We start from the raw sequence: 19,836 nt of genomic DNA, 5'->3' as shown, positions 1-19,836 counted from the left end.
CGGATCGCACCGAATTTGGCCCCAAATGCCGCGCAAGATTCGACGTGGGCCTGTTTTTCCGTTGCATTGCGTTATTGCGAACCCTTTGGGCGACAGGCGCTAACATGGTTGATGATTCGTTAACGAAGGCGCGGATAGAATCGATCGCGAATGTCTGAAGGCTGGAAATCGACGACGGGCCCATCGACGGGGGGCTCCTGGCGCGTGCGCTGCGGTATCGCCGCGGCGGCGGTGCTTCTGTCGCTGCATGCTGTGCGGGCCGAAAACACGCTCGACATGGCGCCCGATCCGGACCAGAGCCGTGCCGAATACGAGCAGGTTTCGAAGGAAATAACGCTGTCGTCCGAACGGCTGGCCAAGCTCGCCGCCGATATCGCAACGGTCAAGAAGGACCACGCCTCGATCACCGCGGCACTCATCCAGTCGGCGATGACCGAGCAGAAGCTCGGCCAGGACATCGAGGACATCGGCGCCAAGCTGGAAGGGCTGAAGGGCCAGCAACAGAAGATCCGTACTTCGCTGGCGGCGCGGCGCGACGTGCTGGCCGAAGTGCTGGGCGCCCTGCAGCGCATGGGGCTCAACCCGCCCCCGGCGATCCTGGTCAAGCCGGAAGATGCGCTGTCGTCGGTGCGCAGCGCCATCCTGCTCGGCGCCGTGGTGCCTGAATTGCGCCAGCAGACCGACAGCCTGCTGGCCGATCTCAAGGAGCAGACCCGGGTGACGGCTTCGATCGAGGCCGAACGGGCGCGGCTGACGGCGGCGGTCGGCGATCAGACGGCGGAGAAGAAGCGGCTCGGCATGCTGCTCGAAGCCAAGCAGAAGCTCGAGACCGACACCAAGGCGCAGATGGCGGCCGAACAGCAGCGTTCCGAGCAATTGGCGGCCAGAGCCAGCAGCCTGAAGGATCTGATCGCCTCGCTCGAAGCGCAGGCAGACAAGAACCGCAAGGCGGCGGATGCCGCAAAGGCAGCCGCCGCTGGCCAGGCCGGCGGCACCGACCCCGGTGGCGATCAGACAGCATCGCTGCCGGTTCCCGAAGGCAACAGGTTGACCGCCGCGGCGCCTTTCTCGGCACTGCAAGGACAGGTCGCCCTGCCGGTCACCGGCCGCATCAAACTCAGGTTTGGCGCCGACGACGGTAACGGCGCCTTGATGCTTGGGGACATGGTTGCGACACAATCGGGAGCCATCGTTACCGCGCCGGCGGATGGGAATGTGCTTTATGCGGGGCCGTTTCGCTCCTACGGTCAACTCTTGATCCTCAATGCCGGCGACGGTTATCATGTCGTCTTGGCTGGGATGAGCAGAATCAGCGTCGCGACTGGCCAGTCGGTGCTTGCAGGAGAGCCGGTCGGCGCGATGGGAGAAGCCCGGGTGGCAAGCACCTCGGTTTCGAAGAATGGAAATGCCACGCCGGAGCTCTATGTCGAGTTCCGCAAGGATGGAAAACCCGTCGATCCGGCCCCATGGTGGGCGGACCGTTTTTCTGGAAGGACGTGAAATGATGCGGAAACTGTCGCTTCTGTTTGCCGGTGCGCTGATGGGCGCGTCCGCCATGAGCCTTGTCTATGGCGCACCCGGCTCGGCGGCGAACGCTGCGGGATCGGAGACCTACAAGCAACTGGCGATCTTCGGCGACATCTTCGAGCGGGTGCGGGCGCAGTATGTGACCCCGCCCGACGACAAGTCGCTGGTCGAGAACGCCATTAACGGCATGCTTTCCTCGCTCGACCCGCACTCCTCCTACATGAACGCCGAACAGGCGCAGGACATGCGCGTGCAGACCAAGGGCGAGTTCGGCGGGCTCGGCATCGAGGTCACCATGGAGAACGACCTGGTCAAGGTGATCACGCCGATCGACGACACGCCGGCCGCCAAGGCTGGCGTGCTGGCCGGTGACTATATCGCCAAGATCGACGGCGAGGAGGTTCGCGGCCTGACGCTCAACGACGCGGTCGACAAGATGCGAGGCCTGGTCAACACGCCGATCAAGCTGACCATCCTGCGCCAGGGCGCCGACAAGCCGATCGAGCTGACGGTGGTGCGCGACATCATCAAGGTCAAGGCGGTCAAGTTCCGGGTCGAGAACGATATCGGCTACATGAAGATCACCTCCTTTACCGAAAAGACCTATGACGACCTCGAGAACGCTATCGAGACCATCAAGAAGCAGGTGCCGGACGACAAGCTGAAGGGCTATGTGCTCGACCTGCGCCTCAATCCGGGTGGCCTGCTCGACCAGGCGGTGAGCGTGTCGGACGCCTTCCTCAAGCGCGGCGAGATCGTCTCGACGCGCGGACGCGATCCAAAGGACGTCACCCGCTTCGACGCCAAGCCCAAGCAGACCGACGATATCAACGGCAAGCCGATGATCGTGCTCGTCAATGGCGGCTCGGCCAGCGCTTCGGAAATCGTCGCCGGCGCGCTGCAGGACCTGCGCCGCGTCACGGTGGTCGGCACGCAGTCCTTCGGCAAGGGCTCGGTCCAGACCATCATCCCGCTCGGCGAGAATGGCGCGCTCAGGCTGACGACGGCGCTCTATTACACGCCATCGGGCAAATCGATCCAGGGCAAGGGCATCACGCCCGACATCAAGGTCGACCAGCCCCTGCCGCCCGAACTGCAGGGCAGGGACCTGACGCGCGGCGAATCCGATCTCAAGGGCCATATCAAGGGCGCCGACGAGAGCAAGACCGGCTCGGGTTCCGCGGCCTATGTGCCGCCGGATCCGAAGGACGACCTGCAGCTCATCTATGCCGAGCAGCTGCTGCGCGGCCAGAAGACCGATCCGGCCTTCCCGCCCAATCCGGAAAAGGCCGTGCTCAACCAGTAAGGCAACCGGTCTGGCCGGTTGAACGAAGCAATGCGATGCTGCCGGGACCGAAAGGTTCCGGCAGTTTGATTCGGGGGGCAGGACCAGGCCTCCAGATATGGCGCCCAGGCGCCAGGATTGATGAATTCGTGCATGTGTTGCCGAAGGAGGTCGCCTTCGGAACCTTGCATCGGGGACAGGGCTTGGCTGATATCGGCAAGGACATCGAACGCCCGCTTGGACAGGCCGTCCGAGCGCCTCGCGGCGCCGGCAAGATCAGCGTCGGTGTGATCGCGGCGAGCGCGATCGTGCTTGCCGTGGTCGGCGTCTCGGCCGCGATCGCGTTCAGGGAAAAGCCGTTTCGAAAGCCGCAGGAAGTCGCCGTCTCGACGCCGAAAGCGACTGCGGCGGCCGAGCCCGCCGCGTCGCCTCCCGCATTGGCCCCGGCGGCGACGCCAAAGGTGGAGATGCCGGCCAAGACGGGCGGTCCGCAGATCATTCATGTGCAGACCGAAGAAGGCGATGGCCCGCCAAAGGCGGCAATCGTCATTCGCGATCCATCGACCGTCGGCCAGAACCTCAAGATCGCGCATATTCCCGACAAGGCGCTGATCGAAACCAGTGAAACCGGGCCCTTGCCGATGCGCTCCGCCGACGGAAGGCGACCGTTCGACGTCTATGCGCGGCCATGGTCCGGCACGCGTGGCGCGCGTGTGGCGATCATCATCGGCGGGCTCGCGGTTTCACAGACTGGTACCCAGGCGGCGATCGCCAAGCTGCCGGCGGAAGTGACGCTGGCCTTCGCGCCACAGGGCAACAGCATCGGCCGCTGGATGCAGGCTGCAAGGCAGAGCGGCCACGAGGTCGTCATGCAGGTGCCGCTCGAGCCGTTCGACTATCCCAAGGTCAACCCCGGCCGCAACACGCTGACGGTGGCGGCGAGCGCGGAAGAAAACCTGAAGAACCTGCACTGGGCGCTGTCGCGGACGACGAACTATACCGGTGTCATGAACTATATGGGCGCGCGGTTTTCCGCCGACTCCGCGGCGATGGAGCCGTTCATGGCCGAACTTGGCAAAAGGGGCCTCGCCTATATCGACGACGGCTCGTCGGCGCGCAGCCTGGCGCCGGACATGGCGCTGAGGGACGGCGTGCCTTTTGTCGCCGGTGACACGGCGATCGACGCGGTGCAGGATCGCGGCGCCATCCTGAAGAAGCTCGACAGTCTCGAAGCGACCGCGCGTGCCAAAGGCACGGCCGTCGGCATCGGCTCGGCTTTCGACCTGACGGTCGACACGGTCTCGTCATGGGTGGCCGAGGCCAAGAAGCGCGGCATCGAGATCGTGCCGATTTCAGCGGTGGCCGTCGATCCGCAAAAGGGTTAGCCAAGGCCTTCGGAAGGCGACTGGAGAGACTGAGTGATGCCGCAGACGAAAAAAGTCGACCGCGAAACGCTGCCCTACCGACCCTGTGTCGGGCTGATGATCCTCAATGGCGAGGGGCTGGTCTGGGTCGGGCATCGCATTGCCGAACCCGACAGCGAGTTCGCCGGCACGACGCAGCTCTGGCAGATGCCGCAAGGCGGCATCGACAAGGGCGAGGAGCCGTTGCAGGCCGCCGAGCGCGAGCTCTACGAGGAGACCGGCATGCGCAGCGTCTCGCTGTTGGCAGAAGCGCCGGACTGGATCAACTATGACCTGCCGGACCATCTGGTCGGTATCGCCTTCAAGGGGCGGTATCGCGGCCAGACGCAGAAATGGTACGCCTTCCGCTTCCACGGCGATGCCAGCGAGATCCAGATCAATCCGCCGCCGGGCGGCCACACAGCCGAATTCGACAAATGGTCATGGCGGCCGATGCAAGACCTGCCCGACCTGATCGTGCCGTTCAAGCGCAAGGTCTATGAAGAGGTGGTGGGCGCGTTCCGTCACCTTGTGCCATAGCTGGACCGGGCTCCGGCCGCGGTTCAAACGCCCGCGGTTGCCGCGCCGGTTCGACCGCCTTATTGATTTGATGTCTGTCCGTCACAAGAAGGGCCGCCATGTACGACGCCCCCAAAAGATCACTGCCCGAGGAAGCCGACGCCCCGAGCGAGGCTGCTGCCGGGGCCATCCTCACCATCGATCTTGGCGCGATCCGTGAAAATTACCGGCGACTGAAGGCGCGGCTGGGCGGCGTGCGCTGCGCGGGCGTGGTCAAGGCCGACGGCTACGGTCTGGGTGCGAGCCAAGTGGCATCGGCGCTGATGAAAGAAGGCTGCGACATCTTCTTCGTCGCTCTGCTGGACGAAGGAATCGCGCTCCGCAAGGCGATCGGGGCCGGACCCGCGATCTATGTGCTGAACGGTCTGCCGCCAGGCTCCGAGGGGGAAGCGGTCGCGTATGGTCTCTGCGCGGTCATCAACAGTGGCGCACAGTTGAGAGCCTGGCGCGCGGCGGCACATCGCGTTGGCCAAAGACTTCCGGCCGCGATCCAGGTCGACAGCGGCATGTCGCGACTTGGCATGGCGCCGCCCGAAGTCGAGGCCATGGCCGGCGACACCGCCGCGTTCGATGGCATCGCCATCAGGTATGTAGTGAGCCACCTGGCCTGCGCCGACGAGCCGCGCCATCCCGCCAACGAACAGCAGCGGCGGGCCTTCGAGCGGTTGCGTGCCATGCTGCCCGGGGCACCCGCCTCGCTCGCCAATTCCTCCGGCATTTTTCTGGGACCCTCCTACCATTATGATCTCGCCCGCCCTGGCGCCGCGCTCTACGGCATCAATCCGACGCCTGCCGAACCCAACCCGATGCTGCCCGTGGTGCGGCTGCAGGCCAAGGTGGCGCAGACGCGCAGCGTCGAAAAAGGCACTGGCATCGGCTATGGCCACACCTACCATGCGGAATGGCCGCTCAGCCTGGCGACGATCTCGTTCGGCTACGCGGATGGCTGGCTGCGCCGGTCCGCGTCGGCCGCCTGGTTCGAGGGCGCGCGCCTGCCCTTCCTCGGACGCGTGTCGATGGATTCGATCATTCTCGACATCTCGGCCCTGCCGCCCGGCAGGCTCCGCGAAGGGGATCTCGTCGAACTGCTCGGCCCTTCACAGAGCGTCGACGATGCCGCCGGCCATGCCGGCACCATCGGCTACGAAATCCTGGCCAGCTTCGGAACGCGGTTTCACCGGCGCTATGTCGGCGGCTGAGCGGTTTGGCCGCGCTTGACAAGCGGACGCCTGTCGGCAAGGTTTGGCGAATGAGCAACCTCGCTTATAGCACAACCTTGTTCAGGGTCTGCCCGATCGCGGGATCGTAGCCCCGGCGCGGCCGCCTTCCGGCGTCCGTCCGTACCGGGGCATCCATACATCCACAATCGCCATCAAGCCGAACAGCCCTTCGCGGCTGCCGGCCTTTCATCACGCCGCCGCCAGTGCGGCGGCAGGCGCGCATCCGTTCGATGCGCCGATCCATGAGGTTTGCCATGCAACATGCAAAAGAACTGCGTCCAAACAGCCATATTCTGATCAGCGAAGCCGACCATGACAGGCTGACCGGCCTGGCGAGGGCGTTGCTCGATCGCGCGCCCGAGACGGCCGAGGAGCTGCTTTCGGAAATGGACCGGGCCGTCGTCACGAACGCGGCGGCGCTGCCGGCCGGTGTGGTGCGAATGGGCTCGACGGTTATGGTGCGCGGCGAAAGCGGGGACATCCAGCGCATCATGCTGGTCTACCCGGGTGAGGCCGACATAGCCGAGAATCGGATCTCGGTGCTGACGCCGATGGGAACCGCGCTCATCGGCGCGAGCGTTGGGCAGGCGGTTTGCTGGAACGGTCGTGGTGGTCGGGAACTGTCCGTGACCGTCGAAGCCGTCGATACGCCGGCTTCCGGCCCGCAACGAGCTTGAAGGCGGAGGCGGTGATGACGAGCACGAATTGCTGCCTGACGACGAAGGACTTTGCCGTTCTCGAAGTCATGCTGGAGCGCCGGCGGGCATTCGCGGATCCGATCGTGCGCATGCTCGAACACAAGCTTTCACGCGCCGATGTCGTGCCGATCGATTCGGTCGGCCCCGACATCGTCACGCTGAACAGCAGGGTAGTGTTCGGCGTCGATACCGGTCCCGCAGAGACGCGAACCCTGGTGCAGCACGAGGTGCGCGGGCCGGTCGGCTCCAGCCTGTCGGTCGCAACGAGGCGCGGGCTCTGCATGCTTGGCATGGCGCAAGGCCAGACGGCAATGGTCGAACACGCCGACGGCCGGCGGGAGTCGATCCTGATCCGGGCCGTGCTTTACCAGCCGGAGGCTGCCCGGCGCACGGTCAGGCAGAAACACCAGGCTGACGCGCAGCGACCGCACGGGCTCAGGCTCGTCTACAGTGCCGCAGCCGATTGGAGGCCTCTTGGCGAGACGGCCGGAATGCGGCAGACAGAAGACGACGACCCCGGTCCCTCGGCGGCGTGAATGGGCAACAGCGCGTGGTCTCGAAGATCGGCATCGATTTTCGCTCGGGATCATGCGCAAATCGAAAAATACGGCTGCGTCCACGGGCGTCCTGAGGACGCTCGGCGCGGCAAGGAGTGAATGATGAAAATCATGGTGCTGGGCAGTGGCGTGATCGGGGTGACCACGGCCTATTATCTCGCCGAGGCCGGCCACGAGGTGACGGTGATCGACCGCCAGAAAGGGCCGGGGCTGGAAACCAGCTTTGCCAATGCCGGCGAGATTTCGCCCGGCTATGCCTCGCCTTGGGCCGGCCCCGGCATCCCGCTCAAGGCGATCAAGTGGCTCTTGATGAAGCATGGTCCGCTGGTGGTGCGGCCGGCCTTCGATCCGCATATGTGGACGTGGCTGGTCAAGATGCTGCGCAACTGCACCGCCGAGCGCTACGCGATCAACAAATCGCGCATGGTGCCGCTGGCGGAATACAGCCGCGACACGCTGAAGGCGCTGCGCGAGGCGACCGGCATCGCCTATGACGAGCGGACGCAGGGCACGCTGCAGCTGTTCCGGACGCAAAAGCAGCTCGACGGCACATCAGGCGATGTCGAGGTGCTGAAAAAATATGGCGTGCCCTATGAAGTCCTTGATCCCAGCGGCTGCATCGCGGCGGAACCGGCGCTGGCCGGGGTGCGCGAAAAATTTGTCGGCGGCCTGAGACTGCCGGGCGACGAGACCGGCGACTGCAAGATGTTCACCGACAGGCTGGCTGAGCTCTGCGTGGCGCGCGGCGTGAAGTTCGAATACGACACGACGATATGGCGCGTCATCCGCAGCCGCAACCGCGTCAACAATATGAGCACCAGCAAGGGCTGGCTGACCGCCGACGCCTATGTGATGGCGCTGGGCAGCTATTCGGCTGGTTTCATGCGCCGGATGAAGCGACCGATCCCGGTCTATCCGGTCAAGGGCTATTCGATCACGGTGCCGATCAAGGACGCCGCCGCCGCACCGGTGTCGACGGTGATGGACGAAACCTACAAGGTCGCGATCACCCGGCTCGGCGATCGCGTCCGCGTCGGCGGCACGGCCGAGATTTCCGGCTTCGACCTCAGGCTGCATGAATCGCGTCGGCGCACGCTCGAACACTCGGTCGGCGACCTGTTTCCGGGAGCCGGCGCGATGCGCGATGCGACGTTCTGGTGCGGGCTGCGGCCGATGACGCCGGACGGACCGCCGCTGATCGGCCGCACGGAGTTGTCCAACCTCTATCTCAACACCGGCCACGGCACGCTCGGCTGGACCATGGCCTGCGGCTCGGCCAAAGTGCTGGCCGACATCATCTCCAACCGGGTGCCCGACATCGACGTGCGTGCCTTGGCCCAGGAGCGTTACCTGAAATAGCCGCCGCGCGTCTCGCGCTTTGTTCTTTGCTTATATCGTTGCCCCGGAACCGGGGCGATATCAGAACGCCTGCCTGACCCACGCCTCGTCGAACAGCAGCCGGTAGGCCCACGGGATCGTCACATTGGTGGCGACCGGGTTCGAGTGGGCGAGATAGTCGTCATAGACCGGCTTCATCCTGGCATAGAAGGCGCGGTCGAGCACCATCATGCCGTTCTCCGAATCGTGGAAGAAGCTGCGGTTGTTGAGGTTGACCGAGGAGATGGCAACCAGCCTTTCATCGATCATCATGATTTTGGAATGCAGCACCACGTCAGGCGCCTTGAACTCGCGGATATCGATACGGTCGCCATATTTCTCGACGAACAGCTTGTTGAGCGCGGTGAGAAACCTGCCCCCGATATCGCCCTTGAGGTCGATGCGGCCGACGATATCGATCCTGACGCCGCGGGCGAGCGCCCGGTCAAAAGCTTTGGCGAGGCTCGGCGTCAGATTGAGGTAGGGGTTGACGATCTGGATATGGTGCCGGGCGGCATCGACCAGTTCGACGAAATAGGCCTCCAGCGCATGGTTATCCTCATAGGGCATCGAGATGAAATGCCGGGCATTGCCCCGGGGGCCATCTCCGCGGACCGGGATGGAGAAGGGGCGCGCCAAGTTGGTGTCGGCGTCGCGCAGCCATATCGTCGACAGCTGCGCGGCGAGCGTCTCGACCGTCGCCCGGTCGGCGAACTCGATGTCGAAGTCGCTCCAGTTCGAGTAGTAATTCAGCGAAAACCCGTCGGTCTTGCCGTATTGCTCGAGGTCCGGATAGCGCGACAGATCGATCGGCTGGTGGAACAGGAAACCGTCATGGATGTTGCGGCCGCCGATGATGACGCGCGAGCGCGCGGGGTCCTGCGCCAGCGTGGCCAGCATCTTGACATGATGGACCTTGTGCAGTTGTGAAATCTGCTCGTCGATCGGCGCGCCGTGGTCCGCCCGCCAGCGATATTCCTGCAGCTCCACATTGGGGAATTCGGCGGCCAGCCGGTGCAGCATGGCGTCGTCCTTTTCGCGCTCCAGCACGTCGGTGACCATGATGCGCACCTTGGTGCCAAGCGCTGCATGATGGCGGATCAGCCGTTCGATGACGCGCCCGGAAAAGTCGGCCTTGAATTCCAGCGAGGACAGATAGATCAGCTTCAGCCTTGGCGCCTTCGAGAAATCGAGCGGCAGTTCCGGATCGCCCCTGTCTATTGCCGCATCGGTCAGCGGCGCGCCCATCAGCGCCTCGACCTTGGCGTTGAAGCCGTCGCGCGACTTGCGCAGCAGCCTGGGCTCGCCGATCGGCATGGCGCAGGTCTGCGACAGCCAGCGGCTGGCATAGAAGGCGCGCTCGAGCGCATCGAGGCCTGCATCGCCGGGGACTGGGCAGCGCTGGTAGCGGCTGTCCAAGCTGGCAAGCGCCGGATCCGCGGTTTCTTCACGCCGGATGGTGAGCGGTGTACCGGTGGGCGCAAGGCTGGAGCGGATCCTCGCCGTGCACCGGTTCAGGCCGTCGCCCGGGAACAGGCTGACCGTGTCGTCCTCGCCGGAGAGGTGAAAGTGGAATGCCGCGCCGGCGGCGATGGTGCGTGAGGCTCCGCCAGCGCGGAGCGCCACTGCGCCGTCGCAACTGCCTTCGATGTCGGCCGGCTGTTTGCCCGCCTGGCGCACGACGATCTCGGTGCTGCGTGCCTGCAAGCCGGAGAAATCGAAAATCCCGGGGGCCGAGGGCCGCGCCGCCGCATCGATATAGAGCGTCTGCCGCGACACCCGCCAGCGGCCGTCGAAATGACCGTCACCGCTGCCCCCACCGACCGGCGGCAGATGAGCGTTGGCGACCGGTCCGGCCAGGTGCTGGATCGTCGAATAGGTCGCCTGGAAATCGCGGTTCTGGACATCGAGGCGGTTGCGCCCGAAGGGGCCGGTGCCGTTGGCACGGTCCATGGCGCCGAGCTGGTTGTGGGCGAGCAGTGCCAGGAACCGTCTTTCATAGTCGCTGCCGCCGTCATTGCCGAAGAACTGCTCAGCCGCGACCCGCGACCCGGGCGTGCCAGCCGACAGCGAGGGCCGTGCGCAAGCCTCCTGCCCGGCCGATAGTTCGCAGGCATTGCGGCCCGCACCGCAGCCGGCAAGGGCGGCCAGCCCGAACAGGGCGAGGATGGCCGTGCGGATGTTCACCCCGTCGCCCCGGCCTTCATGACGCTCAACTGCGCCGGGTCGCGGGGCGGCATGAAACCTTGCGGGAAAACCTTGCAGACAGGGATGGCGAAGGTGGCGATTAGCAGGTCCGCCTCGCCGCGCATCTTGCGGGGCGCCGTCATGTCATCGCGGATCGCCCTCGCCGAGGCGACAAGGGCGCCGTCGCAGTCGCAATGGTTGCGGCGGGCGATGTAGCAGGCATCATGGGTTCGGCAAACGGCGTCGAGGCGATCGACAGGCCGGGCCGACAGATCGCCGGTGCGGGTGCCGGGACCGCAGTAATTGCCGATGACGAAAGGCGAGGGACGCGCCATGGCGTAGCGGATCGGTTTCGGCAATTCGGCTTCCGGAACTTTTGTCCATGGGTTGGCGCATGCGGAGACGAACAGCAGCGGCAGGATGGCAAGAACGGCTCGCATGTCTATCCGCGCCAGCTTTCTGAAAGATTTCCCCACCCGACCTGTCCCATGGCCGGCGACCGCACGCCTGATGCCACACTGGTCGGTTTTGTGGCAAGGAAAAGGCGGCGTGCGTGATCCAGGCCCGCGTTATTGTGATCTCGGCACCCTGCCTGAAGGGCGCGAAACCCGCAGGCATCTGGGCGAAATCAGGTAAACAACCCCCGCTCCCGTTCCACCGCCTTGGTGATGAAGCCGGCGACGATCTGGACGCGGCGCAGCGGCCTCACCGATTCGTGATAGACCAGCCAGTAGGCGCGGCGGATGGGCGCGACCACATCGACAGCCACCAACTCCGGCATCGAGCGGGCGACGAAGGTGTGCAGGATGCCGATGCCGGCGCCCGAGCGCACGGCTTCGGCCTGGCCGAGTGCGGAGGAGATGGCAAAGCTGGTCCGCCAATCGGCGCTGAATTCGGCGGCGTAGTCGAGCGACGGGCTGACGATCAGGTCAGGCACATAGCCGATGAGGGTGTGCTGGCCAAGCTCGGCGGCGGTTTTGGGCAGGCCATGCGCGTCGACATAGCCGCGGGAGGCAAACAGCCCGAGCGAGTAGTCGACCAGTTTTCCCGCCACCAGCCGGCCTTCGGTCGGCCGCTCGACGGTTATGGCAATGTCGGCCTCGCGTCGCGACAGGGAGAAGGAGCGCGGCACCGGGACGAGCTGGATGGTGAGTTCGCGGTGCTGGGCGGTGAGTTCGCCCAGCCGCTTGGCCAGGAAAGCGACGCCGAAGCCGTCAGGCGCGCCGATGCGCACGGTTCCGGACACGTCGTCGCCTTCGCCCGATATGGTCGAGCGGGCGGCGATCATGTCGCCCTCCATGCGCTCGGCGATGTCGAGGAAGCGCTCGCCGGGCGGGGTCAGTTCGCTGCCGGTGGTCAGCCGGCGGAAGAGTTTCGTGCGTAACGCGTCTTCAAGGGCCGCGATGCGGCGCGAGACCGTGGCGTGGTTCAGCTCCAACCGCCTGGCGGCGCCAAGGATCTGGCCGGCCCGCGCCACGGCGAGAAAGATGCGGACGTCATCCCAGTTCATGGCGTTCCCCTGATGGAGATCTCGGGCGAGTATTTGCGAGAATTGATGCTCACGCGTCAATCGATATCTATTTTATGCACAACGGTTGCGTTCTCCCTCGCGTTGCCATCGGCCGGCCAAAGGCGGACAATGCGACATCACAACCCAGGGAGAGAAATCATGATCGACTACGGTCATTTCATCGGCGGCAAGCGTGTCGCCGGCACCAGCGGCCGCAAGCAGGACGTCATGCAGCCGATGGACGGCACGGTGCGCGGCACGGTGGCGCTGGCCTCGCAGGCGGAATTGCGCGCGGCGGTCGAGAACGCCAAGGCCGCACAGCCCAGATGGGCCGCGACCAATCCGCAGCGCCGCGTGCGCGTGCTGATGAAGTTCCTCGAACTGGTCGCCCGCGACTATGACGAACTGGCCGAGATCCTTGCGCGCGAACATGGCAAGACCATCGCCGACGCCAAGGGCGACATCCAGCGCGGCCTGGAAGTGGTCGAGGTCTGCATCGGCGCTCCGCACATGATGAAGGGCGAGTTCACCGACGGTGCAGGCCCCGGCATCGATGTCTATTCGATGCGCCAGCCGCTCGGCGTCGTCGCCGGCATCACGCCGTTTAATTTCCCGGCGATGATCCCGCTGTGGAAGATCGCGCCGGCGATCGCCTGCGGCAACGCCTTCATCCTGAAGCCTTCGGAGCGTGATCCGGGTGTGCCGATGCGCATTGCCGAACTGTTCATCGAGGCCGGTCTGCCGGCCGGCATCCTCAATGTCGTCAACGGCGACAAGGATGTCGTCGACGCCATCCTCGACGATCCCGACATCAAGGCCATCGGTTTTGTCGGCTCGACGCCGATCGCGCACTACATCTATTCGCGCGGCACGGCGGCCGGCAAGCGCGTCCAGTGCTTCGGCGGCGCCAAGAACCACATGATCATCATGCCCGACGCCGACATGGACCAGACCGTCGACGCACTGATCGGCGCCGGCTACGGCTCGGCCGGCGAGCGCTGCATGGCTATCTCGGTGGCTGTTCCGGTCGGCAACGACACCGCCAACCGGCTGATGGAAAAGCTGATCCCGCGCGTCGAAAGCCTGAAGGTCGGTCCCTCGACGGATTCGGCAGCGGATTTCGGCCCGCTGGTTACCGCCCAGGCGCTGGAGCGCGTCAAGGGCTACGTCGACACCGGTGTCAAGGAAGGCGCCAAGCTTGTCGTCGATGGCCGCGGCTTCAAGATGCAGGGCTATGAGGACGGCTACTATATGGGCGGTTGCCTTTTCGACAATGTCACGGCCGATATGCGCATCTACAAGGAAGAGATCTTTGGGCCGGTGCTCTCGGTGGTGCGCGCGCCGACCTATGAGAACGCCATCAAACTCGCCAACGATCATGAGATGGGCAATGGCGTCGCCATCTTCACCCGCGATGGCGACGCCGCGCGCGACTTCGCCAGCCGTGTCCAAGTCGGCATGGTCGGCGTCAACGTACCGATCCCGGTGCCGATCGCCTATTACACTTTCGGCGGCTGGAAGGCGTCTTCCTTCGGCGACCTCAACCAGCATGGCCCGGACGCGTTCCGCTTCTACACCAAGACCAAGACGGTTACCTCGCGCTGGCCGTCCGGCATCAAGGACGGCGCCGAGTTCGTTATCCCGACGATGAATTGACCGGACGCTTTTTTATCTGGTCTTCCTCGCTGCAGGGCGGATGAGAAGATCGATTGAACCTGAGGCCTAAGTCCCCGGACTTAGGCCTTTTGTTTTTGCAAACGCTAATGTGATGGAACCGGTGGGGGATTGCGCGACTTAGGGCTGCAATCCTGCCGTGGAGGAGGCGCGGCAGACAACCAGGGCGCCGACGGCGGGCCGGTGGCATTGCATCGTCCGGCGCAAGGAGGTGTCAAATGACACGACGTCTTACGGCGACAATGTTCGTTGCGGCGATGGCGATGTGCTCGTGCGCTGCTCAGGCAAATGCAGCTGGGCAATGCGCGCCACGCGCCGATATCGTGAAAGCGCTCGGCGAGAACTTCCACGAAAGCGAAGCCGGGCGCGGCCTGATCAACCCCAATGTGGTCCTCGAGGTCTTCGTTTCGGAACAAGGCAGCTGGACGGTCTTGGCTTCCGATACGAAAGGCCAGAGTTGTATCCTGTCGGTTGGCGAAGGCTGGGACAGCCCGACACTCAAGGCGGCCTTGCCGGGCGCCTGAGCGATTTGCCTTCGCGCTCTTGCAACTAGCGCGTGGCGGCGACCTCGGCATGGCCGCGCAGCAGTGCCATCAGTTTCTTGGCGTCCTTGGCGGCGCCTTCCTCATCGCCGTCCAGGATCGAGCGGATCAATGCAACATGGTGCTCGGCGGACTCCGCCAGCCCGGTGTCGGCCTTGTAGCGGAACCAGAAGCGGCGGCTGTGGGTCTGCAGGGGGGCGGCCAGCCGGGCGGCGAACGGGTTGTCGGCGGCCAGCGCCAGCGCCTCGTCGAGCGCCTTGTCGGCCTGGATGAAGGCGAGCACATTGCCTGATATCACTGCTTTCTGCATGGCGAGCGCCGCCTCGTGGAACAGGTCGGCGGCCTCGCGGGTGACGAAGCGTGCGGCCGAACGGGCGAGCACCACCTCGACGCCGCGCCTTGCGTCGAGCACGCGCAGCCAGTCGCCGGCGTGCAGTGGCGCGATCGCGATGCCGGCGCGGGGCCTGACGTCCAGCAATCCCTCCCAGGCCAGCCGCTGGATCGCCTCGCGCACCGGCGTGCGGCCGAGCGCCAGCCGCTCGATCAGGGACCCCTCGGTGACAAAATTCGCCGGGGCCAGTTCGAGCGTGACGATCATGTTTTCGAGGACGCGATAGGCCTTGGTCGCCGCGGGCTCCGACACGATGCTTGCTTCCATGGATATCAAAGGCTCTCTCCTGATATATCTAGAATATATCATAACAGATTCCGCATTGACAGCAGCTTTCCTAACAGATATACGGCTGATATATCAGATGGAGAGATAGCTATGTGGACCGGAGTTTTCCCCGCCGTCACGACCAAATTCACCGCCGACGACCGGCTCGATCACGCCGAGATGGAGCGCTGCTTCGGCCTGCAAATGGATGCCGGCTGTGATGGCATCATCGTCTGCGGCTCGCTGGGCGAGGGACCGATGCTGTCGCCTGACGAGAAGATCGAGGTGCTGAAGACCGCGCAGAAGATCGCTGGCAAGAAGCCGGTGCTGCTGACGGTCAACGAGGCCGGCACCCGCGAGGCCGCCAGTATCGCCAAGCGCGCCGCCAACGAAGGCGCCGATGGCCTGATGGTGGTGCCGAGCCCGATCTACCACACCAACGCGGAAGAGACGGTGGCGGCGCTGCGCGCGGTGGCGGAAGCCGGCGACTTGCCGGTCATGATCTATTCCAACCGGCTCGCCTACCGCGTCGATGTCAGCGTCGACCAGATGGAGGAGCTGGCGTCGGACAAGCGCTTCGTCGCCATCAAGGAATCCTCCGACGACATCCGTCGCTCGACCGAGATCATCAACCGCCTGGGCAGCCGCTACGACCTGTTCACCGGCGTTGACAATCTGGCCTTCGAGGCGCTGTCCGTGGGTGCCATCGGCTGGGTGGCCGGTCTGGTCACCGCTTTCCCGCGCGAGACCGTCGCCATCTACCAGCTGATGAAGCAGGGGCGCCGCGAAGAGGCGCTCGCCATCTACCGCTGGTTCCGGCCGCTGCTCGACCTCGATGTCTCGACCTATCTGGTGCAGAACATCAAGCTTGCCGAAGTGTTCGCAATCAACACCAATGACCGCGTGCGCATGCCGCGCATGCCGCTGTCGGGCGAACGCCGCAAGGCTGTCGAGAAGATCATCAAGGATGCGCTGGCGGCGCGGCCGACACTGCCGCAGTTCTAAAGAGGGTGGCGACAGCCAGATGAGAGGCAGCGCCCAGGTGCAAGGAAAGTCCAAATCGACAGATAAGGGGCGGCGCTCCTCATCCGCCCTGCGGGCACCTTCTCCCCGTGAACGGGGAGAAGGGAGAGACATCGCCATCGTCGGTGGCGGCATCATCGGCATTTGCGCGGCTGCCTTCCTTGCCGAGGCGGGACTGGACGTCACGCTCTTCGACCGCACGGGCATCTGCGAGGAGACGAGCTCCGGCAACGCGGCCGCCTTTGCCTTCTCCGACGTGCTGCCGCTGGCGCACAAGGGCATGATCCGGCAGCTGCCAAAATGGCTCGCCGATCCACTCGGCCCGCTCAGCATTCCGCCCGCCTACCTGCCGAAGCTGCTGCCCTGGCTGATCCGGTTCTGGCGCGCCGGCGCGCCTGGGAAATACGAGGCGAGCCTGACCGCGCAGGCCGGCATGATGAAGCTTGCCGAGGCCGAATGGATGGATCTGCTCGATCGTTCCGGCACCCGGCCGATGCTGCGCGAGGACGGTTCGCTCGAACTTTACGAAGGCGAGGCCGAGTTCCGCGCCGCGCTGTCGGGCTGGGCGGCGCGCGAGCGCTTCGGCATCGGCTTCCGCCATGTCGAGGGCGAGAGCCTGGCGGACCTGCAGCCGGGGTTGTCACCGCGCTTCGTCAAAGGCACTTTCGTGCCTGGATGGAAGACCGTCGCCGATCCAAAACTGCTCGGCAAGGCGGTGTGGGCGTACGCGCAGTCCAAGGGCGCCCGCTTCGAGATGGCCCGCATCGACCGCGTCGCGGCGGATCAGGATGCCGTGACGCTGACGCTGGCCGACGGCACGAGCAGGCAAGCCAGGCGCCTTGTCATCGCGGCGGGCGCCTGGTCGCATCTGCTGACGCGGCAACTCGGCGATCGCATTCCGCTGGAGACCGAACGCGGCTACAACACGACGCTGCCGACGAGCGCCTTCGACGTGAGGCGACAGTTGATCTTTTCCGGCCATGGCTTCGTCATCACCCCGCTCGAAACCGGCCTGCGTGTCGGCGGTGCCGTGGAACTCGGCGGCATCGAGCGGCCGCCCAATTTCAACAGGTCGAAAGCGCTCTTGCGGAAGGCGCGGGAATTCCTGCCGGGGCTCGATCCCTCGGGCGGGCGCGAATGGATGGGGTTCCGGCCCTCCCTGCCGGATTCGGTGCCCGTCATCGGCAAGGCGGCGCGAAGCCAGTCCGTGATCTACGCCTTCGGCCACGGCCATCTCGGCCTGACGCAGGCCGCGGCAACCGGGCGGTTGATCAGGGAATTCGTTCTGGGGCAGACTTCATCCGTTGATCTGGCCCCCTTCAGTCCACAACGGTTTTGATCTCGAGGAGCGACATGGCCAAGAAATCCTTCTTCTGCATCGACGGCCACACTTGCGGCAACCCGGTGCGGCTGGTCGCCGGCGGCGGCCCGCTGCTGCAGGGCTCGACCATGATGGAGCGACGGGCGCATTTCCTGGCCGAATACGACTGGATCCGCACCGGCCTGATGTTCGAACCGCGCGGCCATGACGTGATGTCCGGCTCGATCCTCTACCCGCCGACCCGTGAGGATTGCGACATCGCCATCCTGTTCATCGAGACGTCCGGCTGCCTGCCGATGTGCGGTCACGGCACCATCGGCACGGTGACGATGGCGATCGAACATGGGCTGATCAAGCCGAAGACGCCGGGTGTGCTGCGGCTCGACACGCCCGCCGGCCTGGTCATCGCGGAATACAAGCAGGTCGGCGAGTATGTCGAGGAGGTGCGCATCACCAACGTGCCGTCCTTCCTTTATGCCGAAGGACTGGCGGTAGAATGTCCGGGGCTCGGCGAGATCACCGTCGATGTCGCCTATGGCGGCAATTTCTACGCCATCGTGGAGCCGCAGGCGAACTATCGCGATATGGCCGACTATTCCGCCGGCGACCTCATCGCCTGGAGCCCAGTGGTGCGGCAGCGGCTCAACGAGAAGTATTCCTTCGTGCATCCGGAGAATCCCGGGATCACCGGGTTGTCGCACATGCTGTGGACCGGCAAGCCGACGGTCGAGGGAGCCGATGCCCGCAATGCCGTCTTCTACGGCGACAAGGCGATCGACCGCTCTCCATGCGGCACCGGCACCTCGGCGCGCATGGCGCAACTCCATGCCAAGGGCAAGCTCAAGGCGGGGGATGCGTTCGTCCATGAATCGATCATCGGCTCGCTGTTCAAGGGCAAGGTTGAAAAGGACGTCACCGTCGCCGGCAAGCCGGCCATCATCCCTTCGATCGGCGGCTGGGCCCGCATGACTGGACTGAACACGATCTTCATCGACGACCGCGATCCGTTCGCGCATGGTTTCGTGGTCAAGTAGGAGAATCCTGACCCTGCGGAAAGAAGTGTGACGAAAAAACGAACCGTGTCAGGAACGCAACGATTCCCCTCATCACCTAATTTTGACGGTGATTTCTTCGAAACGGAGCGCATGATGCGGCTCAATCGTCAAAGACATTGCGTTATGCCAATGATAGGGTCCGCGATAGTCCAGGGGCTGGGTGCGAAAAACGGGCGATCGGGAAGACGTGACTTGCAAACACGCGGAGCGGTCAAAAAAATCACGTTGCAATCCGGGCTCGAAACTTTACGACTAGGGGAAATACGAAAAGGAATGCGTCTGCATGGGCGACATTCCAGGGGAGCCATGTACACATGCAGTACTTTGTCCAGCAGCTTATCAATGGGCTGACGCTGGGATCGATCTATGGGCTGATCGCGATCGGCTACACGATGGTCTACGGCATCATCGGCATGATCAATTTCGCCCATGGCGACATCTTCATGGTGGGCGCTTTCACGGCGCTGATCGTCTTCCTCATCCTCGGCGCGCTGTTTTATTCGGTGCCCGTGGTCATCGCGCTGCTGGTCATGATGATCGTGGCGATGCTGCTCACCAGCCTCTACAACTGGACGATCGAGAAAGTGGCCTACCGGCCGCTGCGCGGTTCGTTCCGGCTGGCGCCGCTGATCACCGCCATCGGCATGTCGATCGCGCTGTCGAACTTCGTCCAGGTGACGCAAGGCCCGCGCAACAAGCCGATCCCGCCGATGGTCAGCCAAGTTTACAACATCAACGGCGTCAGCGTTTCGCTGAAGCAGATCATCATCGTCATCGTCACGGCTTTGCTGTTGGCGTTGTTCTGGTACCTGGTCAACAAGACCTCGCTTGGCCGGGCGCAACGCGCCTGCGAGCAGGACCGCAAGATGGCCGCACTGCTGGGCATCGACGTCGACCGCACCATCTCGATCACGTTCATCATGGGCGCCGCTCTTGCCGCTGTCGCCGGCACGCTGTTCCTGATGTACTACGGCGTCATCGCCTTCTCGGACGGCTTTACCCCCGGGGTCAAAGCATTCACGGCGGCGGTTCTTGGCGGCATCGGCTCATTGCCAGGTGCGGTGCTGGGCGGCCTCCTGATCGGCTTCATCGAGAGCATGTGGTCGGCCTATTTCTCGATCGACTACAAGGACGTCGCCGCGTTCTCGATCCTGGCAATCGTGCTGATCTTCCTGCCTTCCGGCATATTGGGCCGGCCAGAAGTCGAAAAGGTCTGAGAC

Annotated in this window: 18 protein-coding genes; 14 read left to right on the top strand and 4 right to left on the bottom strand. The window is 64.5% G+C overall.

Annotation, left to right across the window (positions count from 1 at the left end; all coding sequences use genetic code 11):
* The first annotated feature begins 150 nt into the window (after positions 1 to 150).
* From FJ936_RS15660 to FJ936_RS15625, 8 genes are all read left to right on the top strand, one after another.
* Positions 151 to 1,500, top strand: a complete 1,350-nt coding sequence (locus FJ936_RS15660; protein ID WP_140790040.1) for a murein hydrolase activator EnvC — start codon at positions 151 to 153, stop codon at positions 1,498 to 1,500.
* A 1-nt stretch (position 1,501) separates the two neighbouring features.
* A complete protein-coding gene (locus FJ936_RS15655; RefSeq protein WP_015315201.1) occupies positions 1,502 to 2,833 on the top strand; it encodes a S41 family peptidase in 1,332 nt (443 codons plus the stop codon).
* Between the two features lie 182 nt (positions 2,834 to 3,015).
* Positions 3,016 to 4,197 carry a divergent polysaccharide deacetylase family protein gene (locus FJ936_RS15650; RefSeq protein WP_140790038.1) on the top strand — a complete coding sequence of 394 codons (1,182 nt, stop codon included), beginning with the start codon at positions 3,016 to 3,018 and terminating at the stop codon, positions 4,195 to 4,197.
* A 36-nt stretch (positions 4,198 to 4,233) separates the two neighbouring features.
* The gene (locus tag FJ936_RS15645; protein WP_140662582.1) at positions 4,234 to 4,755 is read left to right on the top strand and encodes an RNA pyrophosphohydrolase; all 522 of its coding nucleotides are present in this window, start codon (positions 4,234 to 4,236) and stop codon (positions 4,753 to 4,755) included.
* A 98-nt stretch (positions 4,756 to 4,853) separates the two neighbouring features.
* Positions 4,854 to 5,993: an alanine racemase gene (gene alr, locus FJ936_RS15640; protein WP_140790036.1), complete on the top strand. Its 1,140-nt coding sequence runs from the start codon at positions 4,854 to 4,856 to the stop codon at positions 5,991 to 5,993.
* A gap of 275 nt (positions 5,994 to 6,268) precedes the next feature.
* Positions 6,269 to 6,691, top strand: coding sequence for a nucleoside diphosphate kinase regulator (gene rnk, locus FJ936_RS15635; protein ID WP_140790034.1), 423 nt, complete (start codon positions 6,269 to 6,271; stop codon positions 6,689 to 6,691).
* Between the two features lie 14 nt (positions 6,692 to 6,705).
* Entirely contained in the window at positions 6,706 to 7,248 is a 543-nt protein-coding gene (locus FJ936_RS15630) for a nucleoside-diphosphate kinase (RefSeq protein WP_140790032.1), read from the top strand.
* Between the two features lie 123 nt (positions 7,249 to 7,371).
* Complete coding sequence (locus FJ936_RS15625) at positions 7,372 to 8,628, top strand: D-amino acid dehydrogenase (RefSeq protein WP_140790111.1); 1,257 nt, start codon at positions 7,372 to 7,374, stop codon at positions 8,626 to 8,628.
* A gap of 60 nt (positions 8,629 to 8,688) precedes the next feature.
* On the opposite strand, the gene FJ936_RS15620 is transcribed toward FJ936_RS15625, so the two are convergent.
* The 3 genes from FJ936_RS15620 to FJ936_RS15610 all read right to left on the bottom strand — a co-directional run bounded on the left by FJ936_RS15620 (position 8,689) and on the right by FJ936_RS15610 (position 12,343).
* A complete protein-coding gene (locus tag FJ936_RS15620) occupies positions 8,689 to 10,833 on the bottom strand; it encodes a phosphatidylserine/phosphatidylglycerophosphate/cardiolipin synthase family protein (protein WP_140790030.1) in 2,145 nt (714 codons plus the stop codon).
* Positions 10,830 to 11,273, bottom strand: coding sequence for a hypothetical protein (locus FJ936_RS15615; protein WP_015315209.1), 444 nt, complete (start codon positions 11,271 to 11,273; stop codon positions 10,830 to 10,832). The genes FJ936_RS15620 and FJ936_RS15615 overlap by 4 nt, the downstream gene beginning before the upstream one ends.
* A gap of 188 nt (positions 11,274 to 11,461) precedes the next feature.
* On the bottom strand, positions 11,462 to 12,343 hold the full coding sequence (locus tag FJ936_RS15610) for a LysR family transcriptional regulator (protein ID WP_140790028.1): 882 nt from the start codon (positions 12,341 to 12,343) through the stop codon (positions 11,462 to 11,464).
* 159 nt (positions 12,344 to 12,502) lie between these two features.
* On the opposite strand from FJ936_RS15610, the gene FJ936_RS15605 reads away from it, so the two are divergent.
* Entirely contained in the window at positions 12,503 to 13,999 is a 1,497-nt protein-coding gene (locus tag FJ936_RS15605) for a CoA-acylating methylmalonate-semialdehyde dehydrogenase (protein ID WP_140790026.1), read from the top strand.
* A gap of 236 nt (positions 14,000 to 14,235) precedes the next feature.
* The gene (locus FJ936_RS15600) at positions 14,236 to 14,541 is read left to right on the top strand and encodes a hypothetical protein (protein ID WP_015315212.1); all 306 of its coding nucleotides are present in this window, start codon (positions 14,236 to 14,238) and stop codon (positions 14,539 to 14,541) included.
* Positions 14,542 to 14,566: 25 nt separating this feature from the next.
* Here FJ936_RS15600 and FJ936_RS15595 read toward each other — a convergent pair whose 3' ends face one another.
* Positions 14,567 to 15,217 carry a GntR family transcriptional regulator gene (locus tag FJ936_RS15595; RefSeq protein WP_246680478.1) on the bottom strand — a complete coding sequence of 217 codons (651 nt, stop codon included), beginning with the start codon at positions 15,215 to 15,217 and terminating at the stop codon, positions 14,567 to 14,569.
* A 111-nt stretch (positions 15,218 to 15,328) separates the two neighbouring features.
* Here FJ936_RS15595 and FJ936_RS15590 point away from each other — a divergent pair, with 111 nt between their 5' ends.
* From FJ936_RS15590 to FJ936_RS15575, 4 genes are all read left to right on the top strand, one after another.
* Positions 15,329 to 16,222: a dihydrodipicolinate synthase family protein gene (locus FJ936_RS15590; RefSeq protein WP_140616609.1), complete on the top strand. Its 894-nt coding sequence runs from the start codon at positions 15,329 to 15,331 to the stop codon at positions 16,220 to 16,222.
* 19 nt (positions 16,223 to 16,241) lie between these two features.
* Positions 16,242 to 17,579, top strand: coding sequence for an FAD-dependent oxidoreductase (locus FJ936_RS15585; protein ID WP_181763140.1), 1,338 nt, complete (start codon positions 16,242 to 16,244; stop codon positions 17,577 to 17,579).
* Positions 17,580 to 17,593: 14 nt separating this feature from the next.
* A complete protein-coding gene (locus FJ936_RS15580) occupies positions 17,594 to 18,595 on the top strand; it encodes a 4-hydroxyproline epimerase (protein ID WP_015315216.1) in 1,002 nt (333 codons plus the stop codon).
* 335 nt (positions 18,596 to 18,930) lie between these two features.
* Positions 18,931 to 19,833 (top strand): branched-chain amino acid ABC transporter permease, encoded by a 903-nt coding sequence (locus FJ936_RS15575; protein WP_015315217.1) that lies wholly within the window; start codon positions 18,931 to 18,933, stop codon positions 19,831 to 19,833.
* Positions 19,834 to 19,836 lie beyond the last annotated feature (3 nt).

This window comes from Mesorhizobium sp. B2-4-13, assembly GCF_006658535.1.
Lineage (GTDB): Bacteria > Pseudomonadota > Alphaproteobacteria > Rhizobiales > Rhizobiaceae > Mesorhizobium > Mesorhizobium australicum.
This window is presented reverse-complemented; position numbering and strand designations above follow the sequence as displayed.